A 19366-nucleotide genomic window follows, 5' to 3' on the forward strand; every position below is an offset into this window, starting at 1 on the left:
CCTCGATGAAGCTTTTCACTTTTCTTCGCGGCGAGGCCTTCGCCCGAGGCATCCATCCGCCCGAACACAAGGGCACGGCGGGCATGCCGATCACGCGCGTGCCCTTCGCGCCGCGCCTGATCGTGCCGCTGTCGCAAAACGTCGGGCGCCCCGCCAAGCCGATCGTCAAGGTCGGCCAGGAGGTTTTGCGCGGCCAACCCCTCGCGCAGGCGGATGGGTTTGTCTCCGTGCCGCACCATGCGCCGGTCAGCGGCGTGGTCGAGGCGATCCGTCTCAACCCGACCTCGGGCGGGCTGTGGACGGAATCGGTGATCATTCGCGCGCTGCCCGGTTCGCCGCAGAGCGTCGAATGGGAGGAACCGCAGGATCTCGATAACGTCGACGATTCCGGCCTGATCGCGGCGGTGCAGCGCACCGGCATCGTCGGCCTGGGCGGCGGCGTGTTCCCCACCCACGCCAAGCTGCGCGTGCCAAAAGAGTTTCCGGTGGACACGCTGGTGGTCAACGGCTGCGAATGCGAGCCCTATCTGACCAGCGACCATCGCATCATGGTGGAGCGCGCCAAGGACATCATGAAGGGCATCGCCATGTCGCGGCGCCTGCTGAAAAATCCGCGCGCCATCATCGGCGTCGAGGACAACAAGCCCGACGCCGTCGAGGCCTTGCGCGCCGCGCTGCCGCCGGGCGGCGAGATCACGGTGGAATCCGTGCCGACCAAATATCCGCAGGGCGCCGGCGAAATGCTGATCAAGACCCTGCTGAACCGCGAGGTGCCGCCGGACGCGCGCTCCTATTCGGTCGGCGCCTATGTGCAGAATGTCGCGACGCTCGCCTATATGGGCGCGCTCGCCCCGCGCGGACGCGGGTTCATCGAGCGCGTCATCACCGTGGCCGGCAACGCCGTGGCGCGGCCCGGCAATTATCTGGTCCCGATGGGCACGCCGCTGCGCTTCCTGCTCGACTATGTCGGCGCGCCGGAAGCGGGCGTGGAGGTGATTTTCGGCGGCCCGATGATGGGGCAGGCTGTGGCCTGCCTCGACGCGCCGATCACCAAGGGCGTCTCGGGCATTCTCGTGTTCCGCGCCCGCGACCTCGAGGCTCCGTCCACCAAGAAGAGTTTCCCGTGCATCAAGTGCGGCAAGTGCGTTGAAAGTTGCCCGATGGGATTGAATCCGTCCACGCTCGGCATGCTCGCGGCCAAGCGGCAGTATGACACCATGGCCGACCACTACCGGCTCGGCGCCTGTTTCGAATGCGGCACCTGCTCCTATGTCTGCCCCGCCAATATTCCGCTGGTGCAGCAGTTCCGCGTCGCCAAACAAGTGTTGCGCGGCAAGCCGGAGAAGGCGGCATGAGCGTCGAAATCCGGTCCGCGCCCCACATCAAGGCCGATAGTGGGGTGGTCAAGATCATGCGCAATGTCGTGTGGTCGCTGCTGCCGATCTGCGCCTTCTACATCTGGCAATACGGCATTTCCGCCCTGGCTTCGCTCGTCGTGGTCACGGCCGCCTGTCTGGCGGCGGAGGAGTTCTTTCTGCGGCTCGGTCGGCAATCGGGCGACCTCGGCGACTGGTCGGCGACCATCACCGGCATTCTGCTCGCGCTGACCCTGCCGGCGGGCTTTCCGCTGTGGATGGGGGCGGTCGCCGGCTTCGTCGCCATTGGGCTTGGCAAAGCGATCTTCGGCGGCATCGGCCACAACCTGTTCAATCCGGCGCTGGTCGGGCGCGGTTTCGTCCAGGCGGCGTTTCCGACCGCCATCGCCACCTACACGCCGTCGTTCATGCCGGGGCGCTTCTCCGAATTCATTCCCTCGAGCCTCGCCCTGCCGTTCATGACCCCGGCGGATACGACAGCCTGGGCGGCCTCGCACCTCGACGGCGTCAGCAGCGCCACGCCGCTGGCCCGCTGGAAGTTCGAAGGCGTGCTCGCCAGCAACTGGGATCTTCTGACCTCGCTGTCGGGACATCTGGCGGTCGGTCCTTCGCCGCTGCTGATCCTGGCCTGCGGCGCCTATCTGGCGTGGCGCGGCTATCTCGACTGGCGCATTCCCGCCGCCGTGCTGGGCAGCGCCGCGCTGCTCGCCGCCGCGCTCTACCCGCTCAACCCGCAGCACTTCCCCGAGCCCGGCTTCGTGCTGTTCTCCGGCGGCCTGATGCTCGGCGCGGTCTATATGGCCACCGACATGGTGACCTCGCCGGTCACGCCCCGGGGGATGTGGGTCTATGGCGCGCTGATCGGCGCGCTGACCGTGATCATCCGCTATTCCGGCGGCCTGCCTGAAGGCGTGATGTACGCCATCCTGATCGGCAACGCCGCGACGCCGATGATCGAACGGGTTACGCAACCGCCGGCCTTCGGCACGGCGCCCACCAAGGAGACCAAAGCGTGAGCGCGCCGGACACCACTTCGCAGCCGCAAGAGACGGATGCGCTGGCGCATGCGACGCCGACTTTCACCCTTTTACGCGCGCTGAGCGTGGTGTCGGCCGTCTGCGGCCTGATCATCGTCGCCAGCTATCTGCTGACGCTCGACCGCGCCAAGGACAACCGGCGTCTCGCCTCCGAGCGCGCGGTCGTGAAGGTGCTGCCGAACGCCAAGATCGTCAAACCCTTCCTGGCGCTCGCCAATGGCGACATTGTCCCGGCTGGCGAAGGCGATCCGCCGAGTGGCGCGATCCGATTCTACGCGGCCTATGACGAAAAGGGACGGCTCGACGGCATCGCCGCTGAAGGTGCGGCCAAGGGCTACGCCGACATCGTCCGCGTGATGTTCGGCTACCGAAAAGATTGCCAGTGCATTGTCGGCATCGGCGTCGTCTCCATGCGCGAAACCCCCGGCATCGGCGACAAGATCCTTACCGACAAGGACTTTTTGGCCAACTTCAACGCGCTGGACGTGCGGCTGAACGACGAGCTGACGGCGCTGGCCAACGAGGTCAAGGTGGTGAAGCACGGCACCAAGACGGAGAAATGGCAGATCGACGCGATTTCCGGCACCACCATCACCTCGCGCGCCGTGGGCAAAGGCATCAATGAGGCCGCGCAAGTGCTGCTGCCGCGCCTCGTTCCCAAACTCGACCGACTGGAGAAGCCATGAGCGAGTCCGTTTCGTCCCTGATGGCCCCGCCCAGCACCTGGGAGGAGTTCACCGAAGGTCTGTGGAAGCGCAATCCGGTGTTCGTCATGGTGCTCGGCATGTGCCCGACGCTGGCCGTCACCGTCACCGCGATGAATTCGCTGTCGATGGGCATCGCCACCACCTTCGTCCTGGCCGCCTCGTGCTTCCTGGTGTCGCTGATGCGGAAAATGATCCCGAAGGAGGTGCGCATCGCCACCTATATCGTGATCATCGCCACCTTCGTCACCGTGACCGATTATGCGATCCAGGCGATCAGCCTCGACCTCTACGAGGCGCTCGGCGCCTATATCCAGCTGATCGTCGCCAATTGCCTGGTGCTCGGCCGCGCCGAGGCCCATGCGGCGCGCACCCCGCCCGTCGAGGCGACGATGAACGCCATCGGCATGGGGCTCGGCTTCACGCTCAGCCTGGTGATGATCGGCGGCGTGCGCGAAATTCTGGGCGCCGGCGCCTTCTTCGGCATTCCGCTGTTCGGCGAGCATTTCCAGCCCTGGGTGGTCATGGTGCTGCCGCCGGGCGGGTTCTTCGTCATGGCCGGATGGCTGCTGCTGTTCTCCATCCTGCGCCGTCGTTCGCAGATGAAGGCCGACGCCGCCTCCGTCGAAGCCGCCGACGCCTTGAAAACTTCGGGAGCCTGTCATGGCGCGTGAGTCCCTCGCCCAGATTCTTCTCACCACCATTCTGTCGGGCAATTTCGTTCTGGCGATGTTTTTGGGGATGTGCCCGTTCCTCGGCGTCACGCACAGCGTCGCCGTGGCTTTTCCGCTGGGCCTCGCCACCACCTTCGTCATCATCATCGCCTCGCTCAGCGCCTATCTGCTGAACTGGGTGCTGGGGCTGGCGCATTTGGAATTCCTGCGGCTGATCTGCTACATCGTGGTGATCGCCTCGGCGGTGCAGCTCGTTGAAATGTATGTGAAAAAGCACTATCCGCCGCTGTTTCGGGCGTTGGGCATCTATCTTCCGCTGATCACCACCAATTGCGCGGTGCTGGGCGTCGCTCTGTTCCAGACGGCGCGCGATTACGATTTCATGCAATCGCTCACCTTTGCGGTCGGCGGCGGCATCGGCTTCACCCTTGCCCTGACGCTGCTCGCCAGCGTGCGCGAGCGCGTCGAACTCGCCGACGTGCCCGAAGCGGTGCAGGGCACCGTGCTGGTCCTGATGCTGGCGGGGGTTTTGTCCCTGGCCTTCATGGGCTTTGCCGGACTGGGAGGCTGACATGCTGATCCAGGTGATCGCCGCCATGTCCCTGCTGCTGGCGCTGATGCTGGGCTGGATCCAGGTGCAGCGCATGGCCCGCCATGTCGCCGAACTGCATCCCGAGGCCGGCCCGCTGCGGCTGGTCGGCGGCGGCTGCGGCGGCGTCGGGCACGCGCCGTCGCCTTTGGCCGAAAAGCCTGTGACGAAAAAGCCGGCGGAAGGCTGCGAGGCTTGCGCCAACACGTCGTGCAAGCCTGGCCAACTCGATGCCAAATCCCTTGTTCAATGAGGAGCCGTCCATGACCCTGTCAACCGCAACGGCCGAGGACTCCCGGCTCTGGCTGGCGACGCTGGTGTCCAATGACCGCATCACCGCGCCGCAATCCCCCGAGGATGTGCGCCGTTTGCGCTTCGCCGTCGACGCGTCCTTCAACGGCCGCGTCGGCCAGTGCCTGCGCGTGCGCGCGCCCGGCCAGTTCGGCCAGCGTTATCACGAGCGCCTCTATTCCATCGCCGATCTCGAGCCGTCGCTCGGCGGGCGCATGGGTTTCGACCTGCTGGTGCGCCGCTGCCATGTGATCGACGATTTCAATGGCGAGCGTTACGACGGCGTGGCCTCGAACCATCTGTGCAACCTGCCGCTCGGCGGGGAGGTCGAGTTCACCGGACCCATCGGCCATCCCTTCCCGATCCCGGAAGACCGCGAGGCGCCGCTGCTGATGATTGGCATGGGAACGGGCGTCGCGCCGTTCCGCGGGCTGGTGCGCCGCATCTATGACGAACTCGGCGGCTGGAAGGGGCCGGTGATGCTGTTCCACGGCGCGCGCAGCGGCCTGGAGATGCTCTACCAGAACAAGGAAAACGACGACTTCGGCCTTTACTACGACCAGCCGACGTTCAAGGCCTTTGCGTCGGTGAGCCCGCGTCCCGCGTTCGATGCGCCTCCGGCGATGGATCTTGCTTTGGTCGCGCATGCCGGCGAGGTCTGGTCGATGGTTCAGGACGCGCGCACGCATGTCTTCCTTGCCGGTCCCGAAGCCCTGTTGCCGCTGGTGGACAAGGCGTTGGCGCAGGTCGTAGGGTCCGCTGAGGCTTGGGAGGCGCGCTGCGCGCAGCTCAAGGCGCAGGGCCGCTGGCACGAAGTTTTGTATTGAGCCGGAATCCGGAGTTTTCGAATGTTGAACCGCCGCAAGATGATCTGGTCCTCGCTGGGCCTCGGCTCGGTGGCCGCGCTGGCCGGATTTGGCGCCGTGGCGTCTGTCGCCCATGCCCGTGAGCTGCAACCGTTTTCGCTGTCGGGTCGCGCGCTGGGCACAAAAGTGTCGCTGCTCGTGCTGGACCATGACGCCGCGCGCGCGAAAAACGCGCTGGCCGACGCGCTCGCGGAAGTGCAGGGCGTCGACAAGCTGATGAGCCTGTATCGCGACGACAGCCAGGTGGTCGCGCTCAACCGCGCCGGGGAGGTTTTGGCGCCCGATGCGCGGCTTGTTGAAGTGCTGCGCTATTCGCAGGACCTTGCCGACCGCGCCGGCGGCGCCTTCGACGTCACCGTGCAGCCGCTGTGGGATGCGTTCACGCAGGCCAAGGCGCGGGGTGGTCTGCCGTCCGCTGATGCGGTTCGCGACGCGGGCGCCCTTGTGGGCTGGCGCGATCTCGACGTGTCCGACGAGGCCGTCCGGCTGCGTCGTCCCGGCATGGCGGTGACCCTCAACGGCGTGGCGCAGGGCTATGCCGCCGACCGCGCGCTGCTGGCGGTCCGTCGCCACGGCATCGAGCACGCGCTGATCGACGCCGGTGAGTTCGACACGCTCGGCCGTAAGCAGAACGACAAGCCATGGGTGCTCGGCGTGCAGGACCCGCGCGAGTCCGAAAAGCTGGCGGCGCGGCTCGGCGTGGACGGGCGGGCGCTGGCGACCTCGGGCGACTACGAGACCTGGTTCACGCCCGATTTCGTCAACCACCATATTTTCGATCCGAAGACCGGCCATTCGCCGCTGGAATTGGCGAGCACATCGGTGCTGGCGCCGACCGCCTTGCAGGCCGATGGCCTCTCCACCGCCTTCATGGTGCTGGGCGCGGAGCGCTCTCTGGCGCTGGCCGCGACCCTGCCGGGCGTGGACGCGCTTCTTATCGGAAAGAACGGCCAGCGCTGGCAAACGCCGGGCTTGCCGGCGCTGAGCGCCTGAGGAGGATCGTTTCGTGGAGCAGTTGGGGCAGTTGGGCGTCGTCGGCATGGCCGGCGTCTTCATGGCCGGGCTCGGCGGTTTGCTGGCGCTGATGCTGGCCTTGGCGAACCGGAAGCTGTTCGTCTATGAGGACCCGCGCATCGAGGAAGTCGACGGGCTGCTGCCCAAGAGCAATTGCGGCGCCTGCGGTCTCGCCGGCTGCCGCGATTTCGCGGAAAAACTGGTGTTGGGCGAAGTGGTCGCGGCGCGTTGCACGGTGAGCAGCCCGGCGCAGATCGCCGCCGTCGCCCATTATCTCGGCGTCGAGGCGGGCGCCGTGGACAAGCGCGTGGCGCGGCTCGCCTGCGCCGGCGGGCGTCACGTCGCCTTTTTGCGCGCGAAATATGTGGGGCTCTCCACCTGCCGCGCCGCGGCGGTGGTCAGCGGCGGCGGCAAGGAATGCGGCTGGGGCTGCCTGGGGCTCGGCGATTGCGCCACGGTCTGTTTGCAGGGCGCGATCACGCTCGACGCGCATGGTCTGCCGGTGGTGGACCAGGAAAAGTGCACGGCCTGCAACGATTGCGTCACCGCCTGTCCCAAGGGGTTGTTTGCGCTCGCCCTGGTCAAGGACAAGCTGTGGGTGGCCTGCAAAAGCCGCGCGGAAGGCGACCTCGCCGAGGCAGCTTGCGAAGTCGCCTGCACGGCCTGCGGCAAGTGCGTCGCCGACGCGCCGCCGGGCCTGCTTACGGTGCGTGACAATCTTGTCGAAATCGACATCGCTCGTATCGGCGAGGGCAAGCGCGCGTTCATCGACCGCTGCGCCACCGGCGCCATCGTCTGGTACGACGACAAGGGCGAACCGCAGCGCGGCGCGGCGGCGAAGAAAATTCTGCGCCACGACGACTTGCCGCTGAAGGCGGGGGTCTGAACGGCGCCGAGCGCCAAGTTGAAATTCTGCGGCGCGAGCGCCAACGCGGCTCGCGCGCATCGCAATGACGGCGTGGCGATTCGTCAAGCTCACCCCACCGGATGCCGCTAGATCCGGGGCAGGGCGCTTGCCAGTTTTTCCGGTTGCGACACCAGCGAAAATCCCGCGGGGCCAACAGCTGGGGGAGGCTGGCGCGCATCTGGCTTGTCGATAGCGACGCGGAACACGCTTCGCCCGCGCCTGCGCGCGTCCTGCACGGCATGGCGGGTGTCCTCGACGCTTAGCGGCTCTCGTCGTTCGCTGCCCTCGGTCTGGCGGCCGAGCGCGCGCCGCTTGGGTCGCAGCGTCTCGTACGATTTCCGAAGGATCAGTTCGGAAATCGTATTCCGCTCGCGCGGCAATCCGCCCTTCGCCTGAAGGATTTCCGCGCGATTTCGTTTTCGCGGATCGCGAAGCGATCTTGTGGAAACCGTATGAAGCGTCCATTTCAGCCCATGCTTGCGCAACCGGGCTTCGCAAGCGGCCCAAGCGGCTGTTCGGGTTCGATGGAACGGCGGACGAAGAACCTCGCTCTTCCACGGGCTTGGCGTCCCAAGGGGTCATGATCTTTCGACCGCCACCGCATCGGCGACTCCATCGGAATCGCCGATCTTCAAATCACAAGGGGACGCGCTCAGGCCGCTCGTTCCAACGGCCCGCGCAGCTAGAGTTTCAAGCGAACCGGCATCCACTTCGCTCGAAAACGCCCTAACCGCCTTCGCGCACGTGGGCGTGAGAATGGCTGTGGGGCTGTTCTTCGCCGTGGGCGTGGGTTTCCGACGCGACATCGACGGGGATGATCATCAGTTGCCCGTGGCGCACGCCGCGCTCGGCGATCACATGTTCGGCGAAATGGCGGACCTCGCCGCTTGACCCCCGCAACACCGCGACTTCGAGGCAGGAGTCATGGTCGAGATGAACGTGAAGCGTCGCCACCGAGAGGTCGTGGTGGTGGTGCTGGGCGTGGGCCAGCCTCTTCGCCAGCGCCCGGGTTTCGTGATCGTAGACATAGACCAGCGCCGCCATGCAAGCCCCCCGGGCCTCATTGGCGCGCCTCTGGTTCAGGCCGGCGCGGGCGAGATCGCGCAGGGTTTCGGAGCGGTTCTGATAGCCCTTTTCGCGCTGGAAACGGTCGAGTTCCTCGACAAGGTCGTCGTCGAGCGTCACCGTGATCCTCTGCATCGCGCTTTTCTCCTGGCCGTTTCGGGCAGGTTAAAGCATGCGCGCGCGTGATGGAAGTTTTGGGGGCTCATACGATTTCCGAACGATCAGTTCGGAAATCGTATTCCGCTCGCGCGGAAATCCGCCCTTCGCCTGGAGGATTTCCGCGCGATTTCGTTTTCGCGGATCGCGAAGCGATCTTGCGGAAACTTATCACAGGCCCCCGACATAGCGGATCGGCTGGCCGTCAGAGACCCTGATGCTGAAGGCCAGCGGCACATGCGTCTCGTCCGACGCGGTCTGAATAACCGGCCGCTCCTGCGGCGCCGACTTCGGCAAACTGAATGCGAGCAGCCGTTCCCGCAGGCTTCGGTCGAACGCTTTGGAAGCCGGCGCGAATTTCCGCTTTTCGCCGTCGAGCACCACCACACCCGTCCGGGTCACCACCGCGTCGCCCGGTTGCAAGGTGGAATCGTGTCGCAGCAGGGTGTTGAGCGCCTCCTTGGTGGCGCCAGGCGCGGTGGAGTTGAAAAGCTGCTTGAATTCCGCGCTCTTCAAATAATCCTGGGCGATCGCGTCGCCGCCGCCGTGATTGACCACGACTCTGACGTGGTTGCGAATGGTGACGCCCGAGGACGCCTTGGCCTTGGCGCGGCGCGGTTGGCTCGCCCGATCAGGCGCGCTCGCCCCGACGCTGGGAACTTCGGTTCGCGTTGGGGGAAGGCCGAACAAGTCTTCCCAAAAATTCGTCGCGCTGGCCGGTGCGCTCATGGAAACAAGCGCGCCAGCAATCAAGACCACGCCTTTCGACAGACCGCCCATGTTCCACCTCATCCGCGATGGGGCTGAATCGAGGCCCCCCCGAGCCCGGACAAAATTTCGCCTGCCCGGGATTTGGAGACAAGGCGAAATCACGGCAGGCGCGGTCACGATGTGGTGATGGGCGGGCCGCCAAAAAAATCAGTCGTCGTCCTCGTCGGCGCGCTTTTGCGCTTTCGCCTCCTGGGACAGCAGCGCTTGCGCGCCCTCGACCACCAGCGCCCGCCCTTTCGGCCAGGAGGGGAGCGCGTAGCCGCCGTCCGGCGTCGGCGTCGCCCCCTCGCCAAGACCTCGGCGCTCGAAACGGTCCGGGCCTGATTTCACGTAGATCCAGGGTTTTCCGGACTGCCAGACCACGGCCGAGGCTTTGATCGCGACGGCGCGGCGCGGCGCGCCCTTGGGCAGCGCGGCGACCACGGACGCGCCGGTCAGGGCGGCTGAAATCGCCGGCATGACGTAGAAAAAGCCGGGGCCGGCCAGCCGCGAATCCGCCTGGGTCGCCGGCGACAGCAGGCGCGCTTCGACGGGCTCGCCGCCAAGGGTCAGGGCGAGGCGCGGCGGCGGCGGGAGATCGGCGGGAAGGGTGAGCTGCACGAGCATCGCCTTGCGCAGGACGAGGTCTTCGGCGAGCGCCGATTGCGAGGCCGCCTCTTCGCCAAGCCGGGCGCCCCAATCCTGGATGGCCTGAGTCCGCAGCGCCCGGAGCTGCTCCCTGGCCGTCTCGACGCCGGCGCCCTCAAGTTTGAGCGCGGCTTCGGCCGTCTCCGCCTGAGACGCGGCCGACGGCATGACCTTTTGCAAGTCGCGGGCGCGGGCGGCGGCGGCGCGCGCCGCCTCAAACCTGATTTCCGCCGCCTTGAGCTGCTGTTTCGCCGCGCCGGTCGCGTTGAACAGGTTGGTTAGCCCGTCCAGCGGTTTGATCAGACCATAGGCGCGCACTTGCGGCTGGTCGTCGGTCTCGGCGGGAGTCTCGGCGACAATGCCGCCGCGCTCCTGATCGTCGTCGTCGACGATGACGATGGCCGCGACGCCGGCGGGCAAAGCAGGCGCGTCAACTTTCGCTTCGGCCTTTGGGGCGACAGGGGGCCGTCCATGCGAAAAAAAAGAAAAACAGGCGCCGGCGAGAGCCGCGACGCACAGGACAACAACGGCCGCGACGCGTCCTTTCGTCTTTGCCTGCGTGTCCAAATCCGCTCCCGACGTTTTCGAAACTATAGCGCGCTGGCCTGTGGAGGTTCAACCAAAGGGTTTTCCATAAGAATTCGCGGAAGACCGTCGCCCACAAGCGTCGCCAGCGCGGCCTGCCCAACCAGCAGGCTCTGCTCCAGCTCCAGCTCCTCGCGCTCCAGCGTGAACAGGGTCAACTGCGTCTCCTGCCAGGAGCGATCATCCAGAAGATTTTTGCCGTGTGCGGCGTCGGCTTGTTTGGCGAAAGCCCTTGCCGAGGTCATGCGCCGCTTGAGGTCGGCGAGCTGGCGCTCCGCCAGCGCCTGCTCCGACAGCAGCGCGGATATTTCGCCCGTGGTCGCCGTCAGCCGCGCCTCGAATTCCAGACGCAGCGTTTCCCGCGTCGCCTGCTCCCGGGCGATGGCGGCCTCGTTCCGGTCGAACAGCGGCAGCTCCAGCGTCGCCTGCGGGCCGATGGTGAAGAGGCCGTTGTTGTCGCGTCCGCCCGCGAGCCCGAAGGTCACGTTCGGAAACTGGGCGAGCAGGGCCTGACGCAGCCGCGCGTCCTGCGACTGATAGCCGTAGCGCAGCGCGATCAGGTCGGGCCGCCGCTCCGCGAGACTTTGCAGGTTTTCGCGCACGCGGGCGGCGTTCAGGGGCGGAGCGGTCGCGCCCACCGGCGACAGCGGCGCTTCGGGCTCGCGGCCGAGCAGCGCGTTCAACTGATGGCGGCGGGCGAGTTGGGCGCGCTGAAGGTCGTTTTCGAGCTTTTGCACCTCCGCCGCCGCCCTCAGGTCGGGCGAGAGCAGGGCGGAGGGCGCGTTGCCCTGGTTCATCGCCTGGCTCGCGCGGGCAAAACGCGCCTCCACAAGTTTTCGCGTGCGCGAAAACAAATTCTGCGCCCGCTCGCCCATCGCGAGACCGACGAACAGCCGGCGCGCCGTTCCGATCGTCTGCCATTCCCGCCAGCACAGGGCGGCGTCGATTTCCGCCGCCGCATTCGCCGCCGCCTCGATTTTCGCGGGCCGCAGCACCAGGGATTTGAGGTCTTGCGACAGTCCGAGGCCGTAACCGCTCACCCCGTCGCCGCCGCCGACGAAGAAGGGCGCGGCGACGCTGAACTGGGGATTGGGCAAAGCGCCGGCCTGCATCAGCTGCGCGCGGGAAATCCCCAGTTTGGCCCGCGCCGCGCGGAGATCGGGATTGTGCTCCAGAACCAGCCGGTCAAGGTCGCGAAAACTCAGGCGGCCGCCTTTTTGCAGCTCGGGCGGGTTCTGCGGGACGGCGGTCAGGTTCAGCGGGCGCGGCGAATAGGACTCGCACCCGCAGAGCCCAATGCAGAGGCCGGCCAGCGCCGCGATGAAAACAGGTCTTGTCATCCGCCCGGCCGGTTCAGGTTGATTAAAAAAGCGTTAACCCGAACGCGTCGGACAAGGCAAGCCGCCGATTTCCGCAGCGGCGCATGTCCGTTGGCGCTGGCGCGACGCCTCGCGCGGCATTGAAGACCGCGCGTTCATCCTCCCGGATCGGGTGACGGGGTCATACGATTTCCGAAGGATCGGTTCGGAAATCCTATTCCGCTCGCGCGGAAATCCGCCCTTCGCCTGGCGGATTTCCGCGCGATTTCGTTTTCGCGGATCGCGAAGCGATCGTGCGGAAACCGTATCAGACGTCCCCGTAAGCCGCCATGATGATCGCAGCCTGCGCGTTGGTCATCGCTTGCAGCTGCGTGTTGGTGAAGGCCAAGGCCTGCTCGGTGCTCAGGCTGGCGAGTTCGGCCGTGGTCAGCCCCGCGACCGCCTGGGCCGAGATCGCCGCAAGGTCGGCCGTGCTCAACGCGTCGAAACTCGCGGTCGACATCGCCCCGATCTGGCTCGATGTCAGCGCCCCCGTTTGCTCGGGGGTCAGGACGCCGACCTGCGCCGTCGTCAGCGCCGCGATCTCGGCGGACGACATGGCGCCGATCTGGCCGGCGCCGAGACCGGAGACCTGAAGCGTCGAAAGGGCCGAGACCTGCGCGCTCTTCAGCCCGACGATGGCGCCGAGCGACAGCGCGCTGACCTGCGTGTCCGAAAAGGCGCCGAGCGCCGAGGCCGAGAGATGGGGCAATTGCCACCAGCCGAGCGCCGAAACCTGGCTCGTGCTCAGCGCGGCGGTCTGGTCGCTGCTCAACACGCCGATCTGCCCGGCCGCGAGCGCCCCCACCTCGGCGGAGGACAGGGCCTGGATTTGCCATGCATTGAGCGTCGCGATGTCGTTCGTGCTCAACGACCCGATCGCGGCCGGCGACAGCGCCTGAAGCTGGTCGGCGGTGAGGGCGGCGGTCTGGTCGGTGGTCAGCGCGGCGACCTGCGCGTTGGTCAGGCCGGAGACGGCCGCGGTCGACAGCGCCGCGATCTGGCCCGTCCCCATGACGGCGATCGCGCCGGCGCCGAGGGCGGCGGCCTGGGCGGCGCTCAGCACGCCCACCTGAGCGGTCCCGAGCGCGCGCGCCTCTTGCGTGGTCAGGGCGGCGAGCTGGCCGGTGGTGAGCGCCGCGACCTGGTCGTCGCTCAGGGCCGCAATATTGCTGGAGCCCAGCGCCGCGATCTGGTCGGTTCCGAGCCTGGCGACGCTGGCCGTGCCGAGCAGGGCGATCTGCGCGTTGGAGAGCGCCGCGACCTCGGCGGTCGACATGCCGTTGATTTGCGTCGCCAGCAGGGCGGAGCGCTGGCTGTCGTTCAGCGCCGCGTTCTGGTCCGGGGTCAGCGCGGCGATTTGCGTCGCGGTGAGGGCGCTGGTCTGCGCGCCGGTCAGGGCCGAAACGACCTCCAGATTCAGCGCGGCGACCTGCGCGGTGGACAGGAGGGCGATCGTCGATGTGGCCAGCGCCGCGAACTGGGCGGAGGACAGGCTGGCGACGTCGTCCGCGTCGAGGGCCGCGATTTGAGCCGTCGCCAGCGCCGCGACCTGCGCGCAGCCGAGCGCGGCGGTCTGGTCGGCGCTGAGCGCGGCGATCTGCGCGGTGGTCAGGCCCGATAGGGCCGCGTTGGATAGGGCGGCGATCCGGTCGGGCTGAAGCGCGGCGACGGCGGCCGAGCCGAGGGCGGCGGCTTGCGCCGCGCTCAGAGCATGGACCTGATTGGTCCCGAGCGCCTGCGCCTCGTCCAGGGTCAGCGCGGCGATCTGGCCGGTGGTGAGGGCCGCGGTCTGTGCGTTGCTCAGCGACGCTAAGACATCCAGGTTGAGGGCGGCGACCTGAGCCGTGGTCAGGGCCGCCATCTTGGCCGGGGCGAGGCCGGCGACCTGCGCGGTCGACAGCAGCGCGACGGCTTCAGTCCCGAGGGCGCCGACTTGCGCCGTTGTCAGCGCCGCCATCTGCGCGGAGCCGAGCGCCATGGCCTGGTCGAGGCTCAGCGCGGCGACCTGCGCGGTGGTGAGGCCCGCCACAGCCGCGTTGGAGAGGGCGGCGATCTGGTTTGGCTGCAGCACCGACAGCGTGTCCGAGCCCAGGGCGGCGGCCTGGGTCGCGCTCAGCCCATGAAGCTGGGACGTTCCGAGCGCCAGCGCCTGGTCGGGGGTCAGCGCGTCGACCTGGGCGGTCGTCAGGCCGGCGACGGCCGCGTTTGACAAAGCCGAGACCTGGCTCGCGAACAGGACGGCGATTTGCGCCGCGCCCAGCGCCGCGGCCTGGGCCGCGCCCAGCGCATGAATCTGGGCGGTTCCGAGCGCCTGCGTCTCGTCCGTGGTCAGGGCGGCGATTTGCGCCGTGCCCATGGCGGCGGTCTGGCTGACGTTGAGGGCGGCGATGACCTCCGTGCTCAGCGCAACGATCTGCGCGGTGGACAGGGCCGACATTCTGGCCGGGGCCAGGCCGGCGAACTGCGAAGACGACAGCAGCGCGACATCGTCGGTCCGCATCGCGCGGACTTGCGCCGCCGAGAGCGCTCCGATCTGCGCGGAGCCCAGCGCAATCGTCTGATCCGTGGTCAGGGCGCCGACTTGCGCCGTGGTCAGCGCCGCGAATTTCGCGGCCGACAGGCTGGCGATCTGCGTGGTCGAGAGCAGCGCGACCGTATCCGTGCGCAAAGCGCCGATCTGCGCCGGCGTGAGCGCGGCGAATTGCGCGGAGCCGAGCGCCATCGCCTGATCGGTGCTCAGGGCGGCGATTTCCGCCGCGCTCAGCCGGGCGACGGCCGACGTGGAGAGGGCGGCGATTTGCGCCGTCCGCAGCACGGCGACGTTGGCCGAGCCGAGGGCGGCGACCTGGGCGCCGCTGAGCGCGTGAACCTGGGCGGTCCCGAGCGCCTGCGCCTCGTCCGTGGTCAGCGCGGCGAGCTGCGCGCCGGTGAGGGCGGCCGCCTGCCGTGTGGTCAGGGCCGCGACATCGTCGGTCCCCAGGCCGACGATCTGGTCGGAGTTGAGCGCGGCGATGGCGCCGGCGCTGAGCGCGGCAATCTCCAACGTGGAGAAGGTCGCGAGGTCGGCGGTGTTCATGGCCTTGATCTGCGTCGCCGAAAGCGCCTGCGCCTGGGACGAGGTGAGCGCGGCCGCCTGGTCCGTGGACAGAATTGCGATCTGCGCCGCGGTGAGGCCGGTGATCTGGCTGTTGCTCAGGGCGGCGATGACGTCGGTGGTCAGCGCGGCGATCTGCGCCGTGCTCATGGCCGAGACCTTGACCGCCGCAAGGCCCGCGACGTCCGAGGACGACAGCAGCGCAATGTCGTCGGTCGAAAGCGCCTTGATCTGCGCCGCCGTGAGCGCCGCGACCTGCGCGGAGCCCAGCGCCGCGGCCTGTTCGGTGGTCAGGGCGACGATCTGCGCGGTGGTCATCGCGGCGATCTTGGCGGCCGAAAGGCTCGCCACGCTCGCCGTCGACAGCAGCGCGACGGCGGCGGTCGACAGCGATCTGAGCTGCGTCGGCGAGAGCGCCGCCACTTGCGCGGAGCCGAGCGCCGTCGTCTGGTCGGTGCTCAGCGCGGCGATCTCCACCGCGTTCAGCCTGGCGATGGCCGCCGTCGACAGGGCGGCGATCTGGTCGGTCGAGAGCAAGGCGATGTTGCTGGAGCCCAGATAGGCGATTTGCGTGGCGCCCATCGCGGCGAGCTGGGCGGTTCCCAGCGCCTGGACCTGGTCCGAGGTCATGGCCGAGGTCTGGGCGATGGTCAGCGCGGCGGCCTGCCGGGTGGTCAAGGCGGCGAACCCGGCGGAGCCCAGGGCGGCGACCTGTCCGGCGCTAAGGGCCCCGAGGACGCCGGGGCCAAGGGCGGCGACCTGCGCGGTGGAGAGCGCCGCGATGTCATCCGTGCTCATGGCCCGGATCTGCCCGATCGTCAGGGCTTGAACCTGTGAGGTTCCGAGCGCGGCGGTCTGATCCGTGCCCAGCGCCGCGATGTCGGTCGCTGAAAGCGCCGCGACCTGCGCGCTCTTCAGGCCCGCGATCTCCTCGGTGGTCAAGGCCTGGGTCTGGGCGGACGACAGTCCTGTGATCGCCGCGATGGAGACGGCGCTGATCTGCGGGGCGGAGAATGCCGCGATCTGCTGGGTTCCAAACGCCGCGATCTGCGCCCTGGTCAGGGCGGAGGCCTGGCTGGTGCTCAGGCTCGCGACGTCGTCAGTCGTCAAGGCCGCGATCACGGCGGTGGAAAGCGCCGAAATCCTGGCGTTGGAAAGGGAGGAGACAAGGGTCATCGGTCGCGCTGTGCTCGTCAGGGGCGCAATTCACCGAAGCGCGGCGGGCGCGATGCTCATCGTCCTTCCCAGGCCCGGCTCGCGCCGCGTTAGCGATTCCGGCGCGCGCCGCGCCAGCGATTCCGCCTCTCGCCGCGCGAGCGAGTCCGGGGCGCCCCGGGCGGCGTCCAAGCATGCAACTTAAGATTGTATTCTCATAAAGGGTTAACAAATCGTTACAGCTCGTCGCAAGCGCCGCTCCGCTCACCAAATCTTGATCGCCGCGACGGGCGGGCTGGCGTTGGAAATCGCCCTTTCCACGGCCAGATGGAGAAAGGAGGCGTCGCGCTTCCCCAGTTTTGACGCGATCGAACCTTGCATGCGGATGACGCCGCAGCCTTGAGGGGAGCAGGCTTTGAGATACTCTTGGCCCTTGGCGCTGAGCCTGCTTGTTCCCGGCGTCGTAGCGGCGCAGGGGCTGATGTCGGGCGTGGACCTCACCACGCCCGCCTTCACCGCCGCCGAGGTGTCGCGCGCACAGGTTGAAGAGAGGATCGCGCAAGGCGGACCCGTCGATCTCTCCGACAAGAGCCTGAACGGGCTCGATCTTTCCGGGCTTGACCTTTCCGGCGCCAATCTGCGGGCGGCGCGGCTCAACCGCGCCCGTCTGCGCGAGACGAAACTCGCGGGCGCGACGCTCGATCAGGTGTGGATGCTGAAGGCCGATCTGTCCGGCGCCAATCTGAGCGGCGCCAAGCTGTTCGCGACGCAGGCGATGGGCGCGATTTTCGACCGCGCCGATCTTTCGCGCGCGAGGCTCGCGGGGGATTTTTCCAACGCCAGTTTCAAGGGCGCCGACTTTTCGAATGCCGACGCCTCCGCCGACATGCGCAACCAGTCGATGGGGCTGATGCATGCGGTGATGCGCTCGGCCGATCTGTCCGGCGCCAAGGGGATTCGCGCCAACTTTTCGCGGGTCGACCTGCAATTCGCCAATCTGAGCAAAGCGGATTTTTCCGGCGCCGATCTGTTTCGCGCCGACGCCTCCGGCGCCGATCTGCGCGGCGCCAGTTTTGTCGGCGCCCGGACCGAAGAGATGGACATTGCGGGCGCGCGCATCGACGCGGATATCGCGGGCGCCGCCAACCGCGACCGGGCGCGGCGCGACTGAGGGCTTTAGTCTTCTGTTTCTGCGCGTTTTCTTAACGCGAACCGGCATCCACTTCGCTCAAAAACGCGTTAGGGTTGTGCGCGCAACACATATTCCTTGAGGAGATATTTCAGGCCGCGGCTCCAGCTTTCGTCCGTGTTGCCGCGAATGTCGACGCTGCCGGCCTTCACCACCTGTCCGGTGTCGGCGTCCTCGATTCGTATGTTGATGTTGAGGATGAGGTTGCTGACCTTTTGCGCCCAGGCGACCACCGCATATTTGGCCCCGGCTTTTTTCGCCAGATCCATTTCGCAGCCGTTGCAATCGTGGATGTCGCGCACGGCCGAAATGTCGGCGGCGATCGGCGCGAGATCGACCGGCTGGTACTGGCCCGAATCCGCCAGCGCCCTGGTCAGCGCGGCGTCCATGTTTTTCAGGCGCGCGGCCTCTTCCGGCGACGTGGGTTCCGGTGAGGAATTGACGAACACGGCGGGAAACACGGCGGTGGGCGCCGCGTGGGCGGACAGGGGCAGGGCGGCGACGAGCGCCAGCAGCAGGACGATGATACCCATGACTCCTCCATTCCTGAATGCAATACGAAATGGCGCGGTTGTTCCAGCGTCTTCATGCCGTCATTGCGAGCGAAGCGAAGCCATCCAGGCGCATCCGCTCGTCCAGGGAGACTGATACGATTTCCGAAGGATCAGTTCGGAAATCGTATTCCGCTCGCGCGGAAATCCGCCCTTCGCCTGAAGGGTTTCCGCGCGATTTCGTTTTCGCGGATCGCGAAGCGATCTTGCGGAAACCGTATGAGTTGCGCTCCCCGGCCAGATCCGTCGCTCGTGCGAGTCCTGGATGGCTTCGCTTCGCTCGCAATGACGATGTGACCGTGTCGCGAAATGAGAAGATCGTCCCTTTATGCGCTCATCCCCAGAGTTTCGACTCCGGCGGATAGACCACGGAACCGTCGAATTTCAGACCTTCCGGGCGATCCTGCGCCAACAGCAGCGGGCCGTCGAGATCGACGAACCGCGCCCGCGAGGCCAGCAGCAGGGCCGGGGCCATGGCCAGCGACGAGGCCACCATGCAGCCGACGAACAACCCGAACCCCAGTCTCTCCGCCTCCTCGGCCAGCGCCAGCGCCTCGGTGAGCCCGCCGGTCTTGTCGAGCTTGATGTTGATGAGGTCGTAGCGGTCGCGCAGGGCGAAAAGACCGGCGCGGTCGTGGACGCTCTCGTCGGCGCAGACGGGGACGGGGCGGGGACCGGCGAGCGCGTCATCCTCGCCGGCGGGCAGGGGCTGTTCGATCAGCGCGACCCCGGTCTTTTCGCAGGCGTCGAAAAATTCCGCCAAGTCCTCCGGGCGCCAGGCCTCGTTGGCGTCGGCGATCAGCTCCGCCTCGGGCGCCGCCGCGCGCACCGCGAAAAGCCGCGCCGGATCGCCGGCGCCCGCAAGCTTCACTTTTAGAACCGGGCGTTCCGAGGCCTCACGCGCCGCGCGCGCCATCTCCTCCGGCGTTCCCACCGAAAGCGTGTAGGCGGTGACGCAAGGCGACAGACGCGACAGACCGGCCATCTGCCAGGCCGGAACGCCCGTCAGCTTGGCCTCCAGATCCCACAGCGCGCAATCCAGCGCGTTGCGGGCGGCGCCAGGCGGCAGCAGGTTTTGCAGGGCGAAGCGGTCGGCGCCGGCCTCCACCGCGGTCCGAGCCCCGTCGATTTGCTCCAGCACGCTGTCGACGCTTTCGCCATAGCGCGCGTAGGGCGTGCATTCGCCGCGCCCGCGAAAAATCCCCTGGGTCAGTTCGGCGACCACCACGCGCGCTTCCGTCTTGGCGCCGCGCGAGATCACAAAAGGTTTTGTTAACGTAAAATTTTGCGGGGCGGCGTAGAGTCGTCGGGGCGAAGGGGTCATGCGGGCTTTCGTTCGGCCGCTTTGCCAACA

Annotated in this window: 18 protein-coding genes; 10 read left to right on the forward strand and 8 right to left on the reverse strand. The window is 67.4% G+C overall.

The genetic code is table 11. From position 1 onward, the window contains the following. The first annotated feature begins 5 nt into the window (after positions 1–5). The 9 genes from rsxC to GJ654_RS04435 are packed head-to-tail and all read left to right on the forward strand — an operon-like array spanning position 6 to position 7437. The gene (gene rsxC, locus GJ654_RS04395; protein ID WP_155444904.1) at positions 6–1355 is read left to right on the forward strand and encodes an electron transport complex subunit RsxC; all 1350 of its coding nucleotides are present in this window, start codon (positions 6–8) and stop codon (positions 1353–1355) included. After that, positions 1352–2392 carry an RnfABCDGE type electron transport complex subunit D gene (locus tag GJ654_RS04400; RefSeq protein WP_155444905.1) on the forward strand — a complete coding sequence of 347 codons (1041 nt, stop codon included), beginning with the start codon at positions 1352–1354 and terminating at the stop codon, positions 2390–2392. The genes rsxC and GJ654_RS04400 overlap by 4 nt, the downstream gene beginning before the upstream one ends. After that, positions 2389–3099: an FMN-binding protein gene (locus GJ654_RS21110; RefSeq protein WP_210350804.1), complete on the forward strand. Its 711-nt coding sequence runs from the start codon at positions 2389–2391 to the stop codon at positions 3097–3099. Before GJ654_RS04400 ends, GJ654_RS21110 begins: the two co-directional genes overlap by 4 nt. After that, positions 3096–3791 carry an electron transport complex subunit RsxE gene (gene rsxE, locus GJ654_RS04410; RefSeq protein WP_155444906.1) on the forward strand — a complete coding sequence of 232 codons (696 nt, stop codon included), beginning with the start codon at positions 3096–3098 and terminating at the stop codon, positions 3789–3791. The genes GJ654_RS21110 and rsxE overlap by 4 nt, the downstream gene beginning before the upstream one ends. Further along, on the forward strand, positions 3781–4362 hold the full coding sequence (locus tag GJ654_RS04415) for an electron transport complex protein RnfA (RefSeq protein ID WP_155444907.1): 582 nt from the start codon (positions 3781–3783) through the stop codon (positions 4360–4362). The genes rsxE and GJ654_RS04415 overlap by 11 nt, the downstream gene beginning before the upstream one ends. A gap of 1 nt (position 4363) precedes the next feature. Further along, complete coding sequence (locus GJ654_RS04420) at positions 4364–4633, forward strand: hypothetical protein (protein WP_155444908.1); 270 nt, start codon at positions 4364–4366, stop codon at positions 4631–4633. A gap of 10 nt (positions 4634–4643) precedes the next feature. After that, complete coding sequence (locus tag GJ654_RS04425; RefSeq protein ID WP_155444909.1) at positions 4644–5498, forward strand: FAD-binding oxidoreductase; 855 nt, start codon at positions 4644–4646, stop codon at positions 5496–5498. A 21-nt stretch (positions 5499–5519) separates the two neighbouring features. Beyond that, a complete protein-coding gene (locus tag GJ654_RS04430) occupies positions 5520–6530 on the forward strand; it encodes an FAD:protein FMN transferase (RefSeq protein ID WP_155444910.1) in 1011 nt (336 codons plus the stop codon). 13 nt (positions 6531–6543) lie between these two features. After that, positions 6544–7437: a (Fe-S)-binding protein gene (locus GJ654_RS04435; protein WP_210350805.1), complete on the forward strand. Its 894-nt coding sequence runs from the start codon at positions 6544–6546 to the stop codon at positions 7435–7437. A gap of 107 nt (positions 7438–7544) precedes the next feature. On the opposite strand, the gene GJ654_RS04440 is transcribed toward GJ654_RS04435, so the two are convergent. From GJ654_RS04440 to GJ654_RS04465, 6 genes are all read right to left on the reverse strand, one after another. Continuing rightward, positions 7545–7838 carry a hypothetical protein gene (locus GJ654_RS04440; RefSeq protein ID WP_155444911.1) on the reverse strand — a complete coding sequence of 98 codons (294 nt, stop codon included), beginning with the start codon at positions 7836–7838 and terminating at the stop codon, positions 7545–7547. 346 nt (positions 7839–8184) lie between these two features. Further along, positions 8185–8658 carry a nickel-responsive transcriptional regulator NikR gene (gene nikR / locus GJ654_RS04445; protein ID WP_155444912.1) on the reverse strand — a complete coding sequence of 158 codons (474 nt, stop codon included), beginning with the start codon at positions 8656–8658 and terminating at the stop codon, positions 8185–8187. A gap of 192 nt (positions 8659–8850) precedes the next feature. Further along, positions 8851–9459, reverse strand: a complete 609-nt coding sequence (locus GJ654_RS04450; RefSeq protein WP_155444913.1) for a hypothetical protein — start codon at positions 9457–9459, stop codon at positions 8851–8853. Positions 9460–9597: 138 nt separating this feature from the next. Next, entirely contained in the window at positions 9598–10497 is a 900-nt protein-coding gene (locus GJ654_RS04455) for a hypothetical protein (protein WP_155444914.1), read from the reverse strand. Positions 10498–10667: 170 nt separating this feature from the next. Next, positions 10668–12002: a TolC family protein gene (locus GJ654_RS04460; protein ID WP_155444915.1), complete on the reverse strand. Its 1335-nt coding sequence runs from the start codon at positions 12000–12002 to the stop codon at positions 10668–10670. A 286-nt stretch (positions 12003–12288) separates the two neighbouring features. Next, entirely contained in the window at positions 12289–16293 is a 4005-nt protein-coding gene (locus GJ654_RS04465; protein ID WP_155444916.1) for a beta strand repeat-containing protein, read from the reverse strand. Positions 16294–16687: 394 nt separating this feature from the next. Between GJ654_RS04465 and GJ654_RS04470 the strand changes: the two genes are divergently transcribed. Beyond that, entirely contained in the window at positions 16688–17443 is a 756-nt protein-coding gene (locus GJ654_RS04470) for a pentapeptide repeat-containing protein (protein ID WP_246664602.1), read from the forward strand. Between the two features lie 68 nt (positions 17444–17511). Here GJ654_RS04470 and GJ654_RS04475 read toward each other — a convergent pair whose 3' ends face one another. Both GJ654_RS04475 and dgcA read right to left on the reverse strand, forming a co-directional pair. Next, a complete protein-coding gene (locus GJ654_RS04475; RefSeq protein WP_155444917.1) occupies positions 17512–17994 on the reverse strand; it encodes a DUF3280 domain-containing protein in 483 nt (160 codons plus the stop codon). Positions 17995–18346: 352 nt separating this feature from the next. After that, positions 18347–19336, reverse strand: coding sequence for an N-acetyl-D-Glu racemase DgcA (gene dgcA / locus GJ654_RS04480; RefSeq protein ID WP_155444918.1), 990 nt, complete (start codon positions 19334–19336; stop codon positions 18347–18349). Positions 19337–19366 lie beyond the last annotated feature (30 nt).

This window comes from Rhodoblastus acidophilus (assembly GCF_009720655.1).
Lineage (GTDB): Bacteria > Pseudomonadota > Alphaproteobacteria > Rhizobiales > Beijerinckiaceae > Rhodoblastus > Rhodoblastus acidophilus_A.

Bases quoted from the DNA above. Each gene is read 5' to 3' on its own strand.
- rsxC (WP_155444904.1), top strand. From the start codon at position 6: ATGAAGCTTTTCACTTTTCTTCGCGGCGAGGCCTTCGCCCGAGGCATC.
- GJ654_RS04400 (WP_155444905.1), top strand. From the start codon at position 1,352: ATGAGCGTCGAAATCCGGTCCGCGCCCCACATCAAGGCCGATAGTGGG.
- rsxE (WP_155444906.1), top strand. From the start codon at position 3,096: ATGAGCGAGTCCGTTTCGTCCCTGATGGCCCCGCCCAGCACCTGGGAG.
- GJ654_RS04415 (WP_155444907.1), top strand. From the start codon at position 3,781: ATGGCGCGTGAGTCCCTCGCCCAGATTCTTCTCACCACCATTCTGTCG.
- GJ654_RS04420 (WP_155444908.1), top strand. From the start codon at position 4,364: ATGCTGATCCAGGTGATCGCCGCCATGTCCCTGCTGCTGGCGCTGATG.
- GJ654_RS04425 (WP_155444909.1), top strand. From the start codon at position 4,644: ATGACCCTGTCAACCGCAACGGCCGAGGACTCCCGGCTCTGGCTGGCG.
- GJ654_RS04430 (WP_155444910.1), top strand. From the start codon at position 5,520: ATGTTGAACCGCCGCAAGATGATCTGGTCCTCGCTGGGCCTCGGCTCG.
- nikR (WP_155444912.1), bottom strand. From the start codon at position 8,658: ATGCAGAGGATCACGGTGACGCTCGACGACGACCTTGTCGAGGAACTC.
- GJ654_RS04450 (WP_155444913.1), bottom strand. From the start codon at position 9,459: ATGGGCGGTCTGTCGAAAGGCGTGGTCTTGATTGCTGGCGCGCTTGTT.
- GJ654_RS04460 (WP_155444915.1), bottom strand. From the start codon at position 12,002: ATGACAAGACCTGTTTTCATCGCGGCGCTGGCCGGCCTCTGCATTGGG.
- GJ654_RS04465 (WP_155444916.1), bottom strand. From the start codon at position 16,293: ATGACCCTTGTCTCCTCCCTTTCCAACGCCAGGATTTCGGCGCTTTCC.
- GJ654_RS04475 (WP_155444917.1), bottom strand. From the start codon at position 17,994: ATGGGTATCATCGTCCTGCTGCTGGCGCTCGTCGCCGCCCTGCCCCTG.
- dgcA (WP_155444918.1), bottom strand. From the start codon at position 19,336: ATGACCCCTTCGCCCCGACGACTCTACGCCGCCCCGCAAAATTTTACG.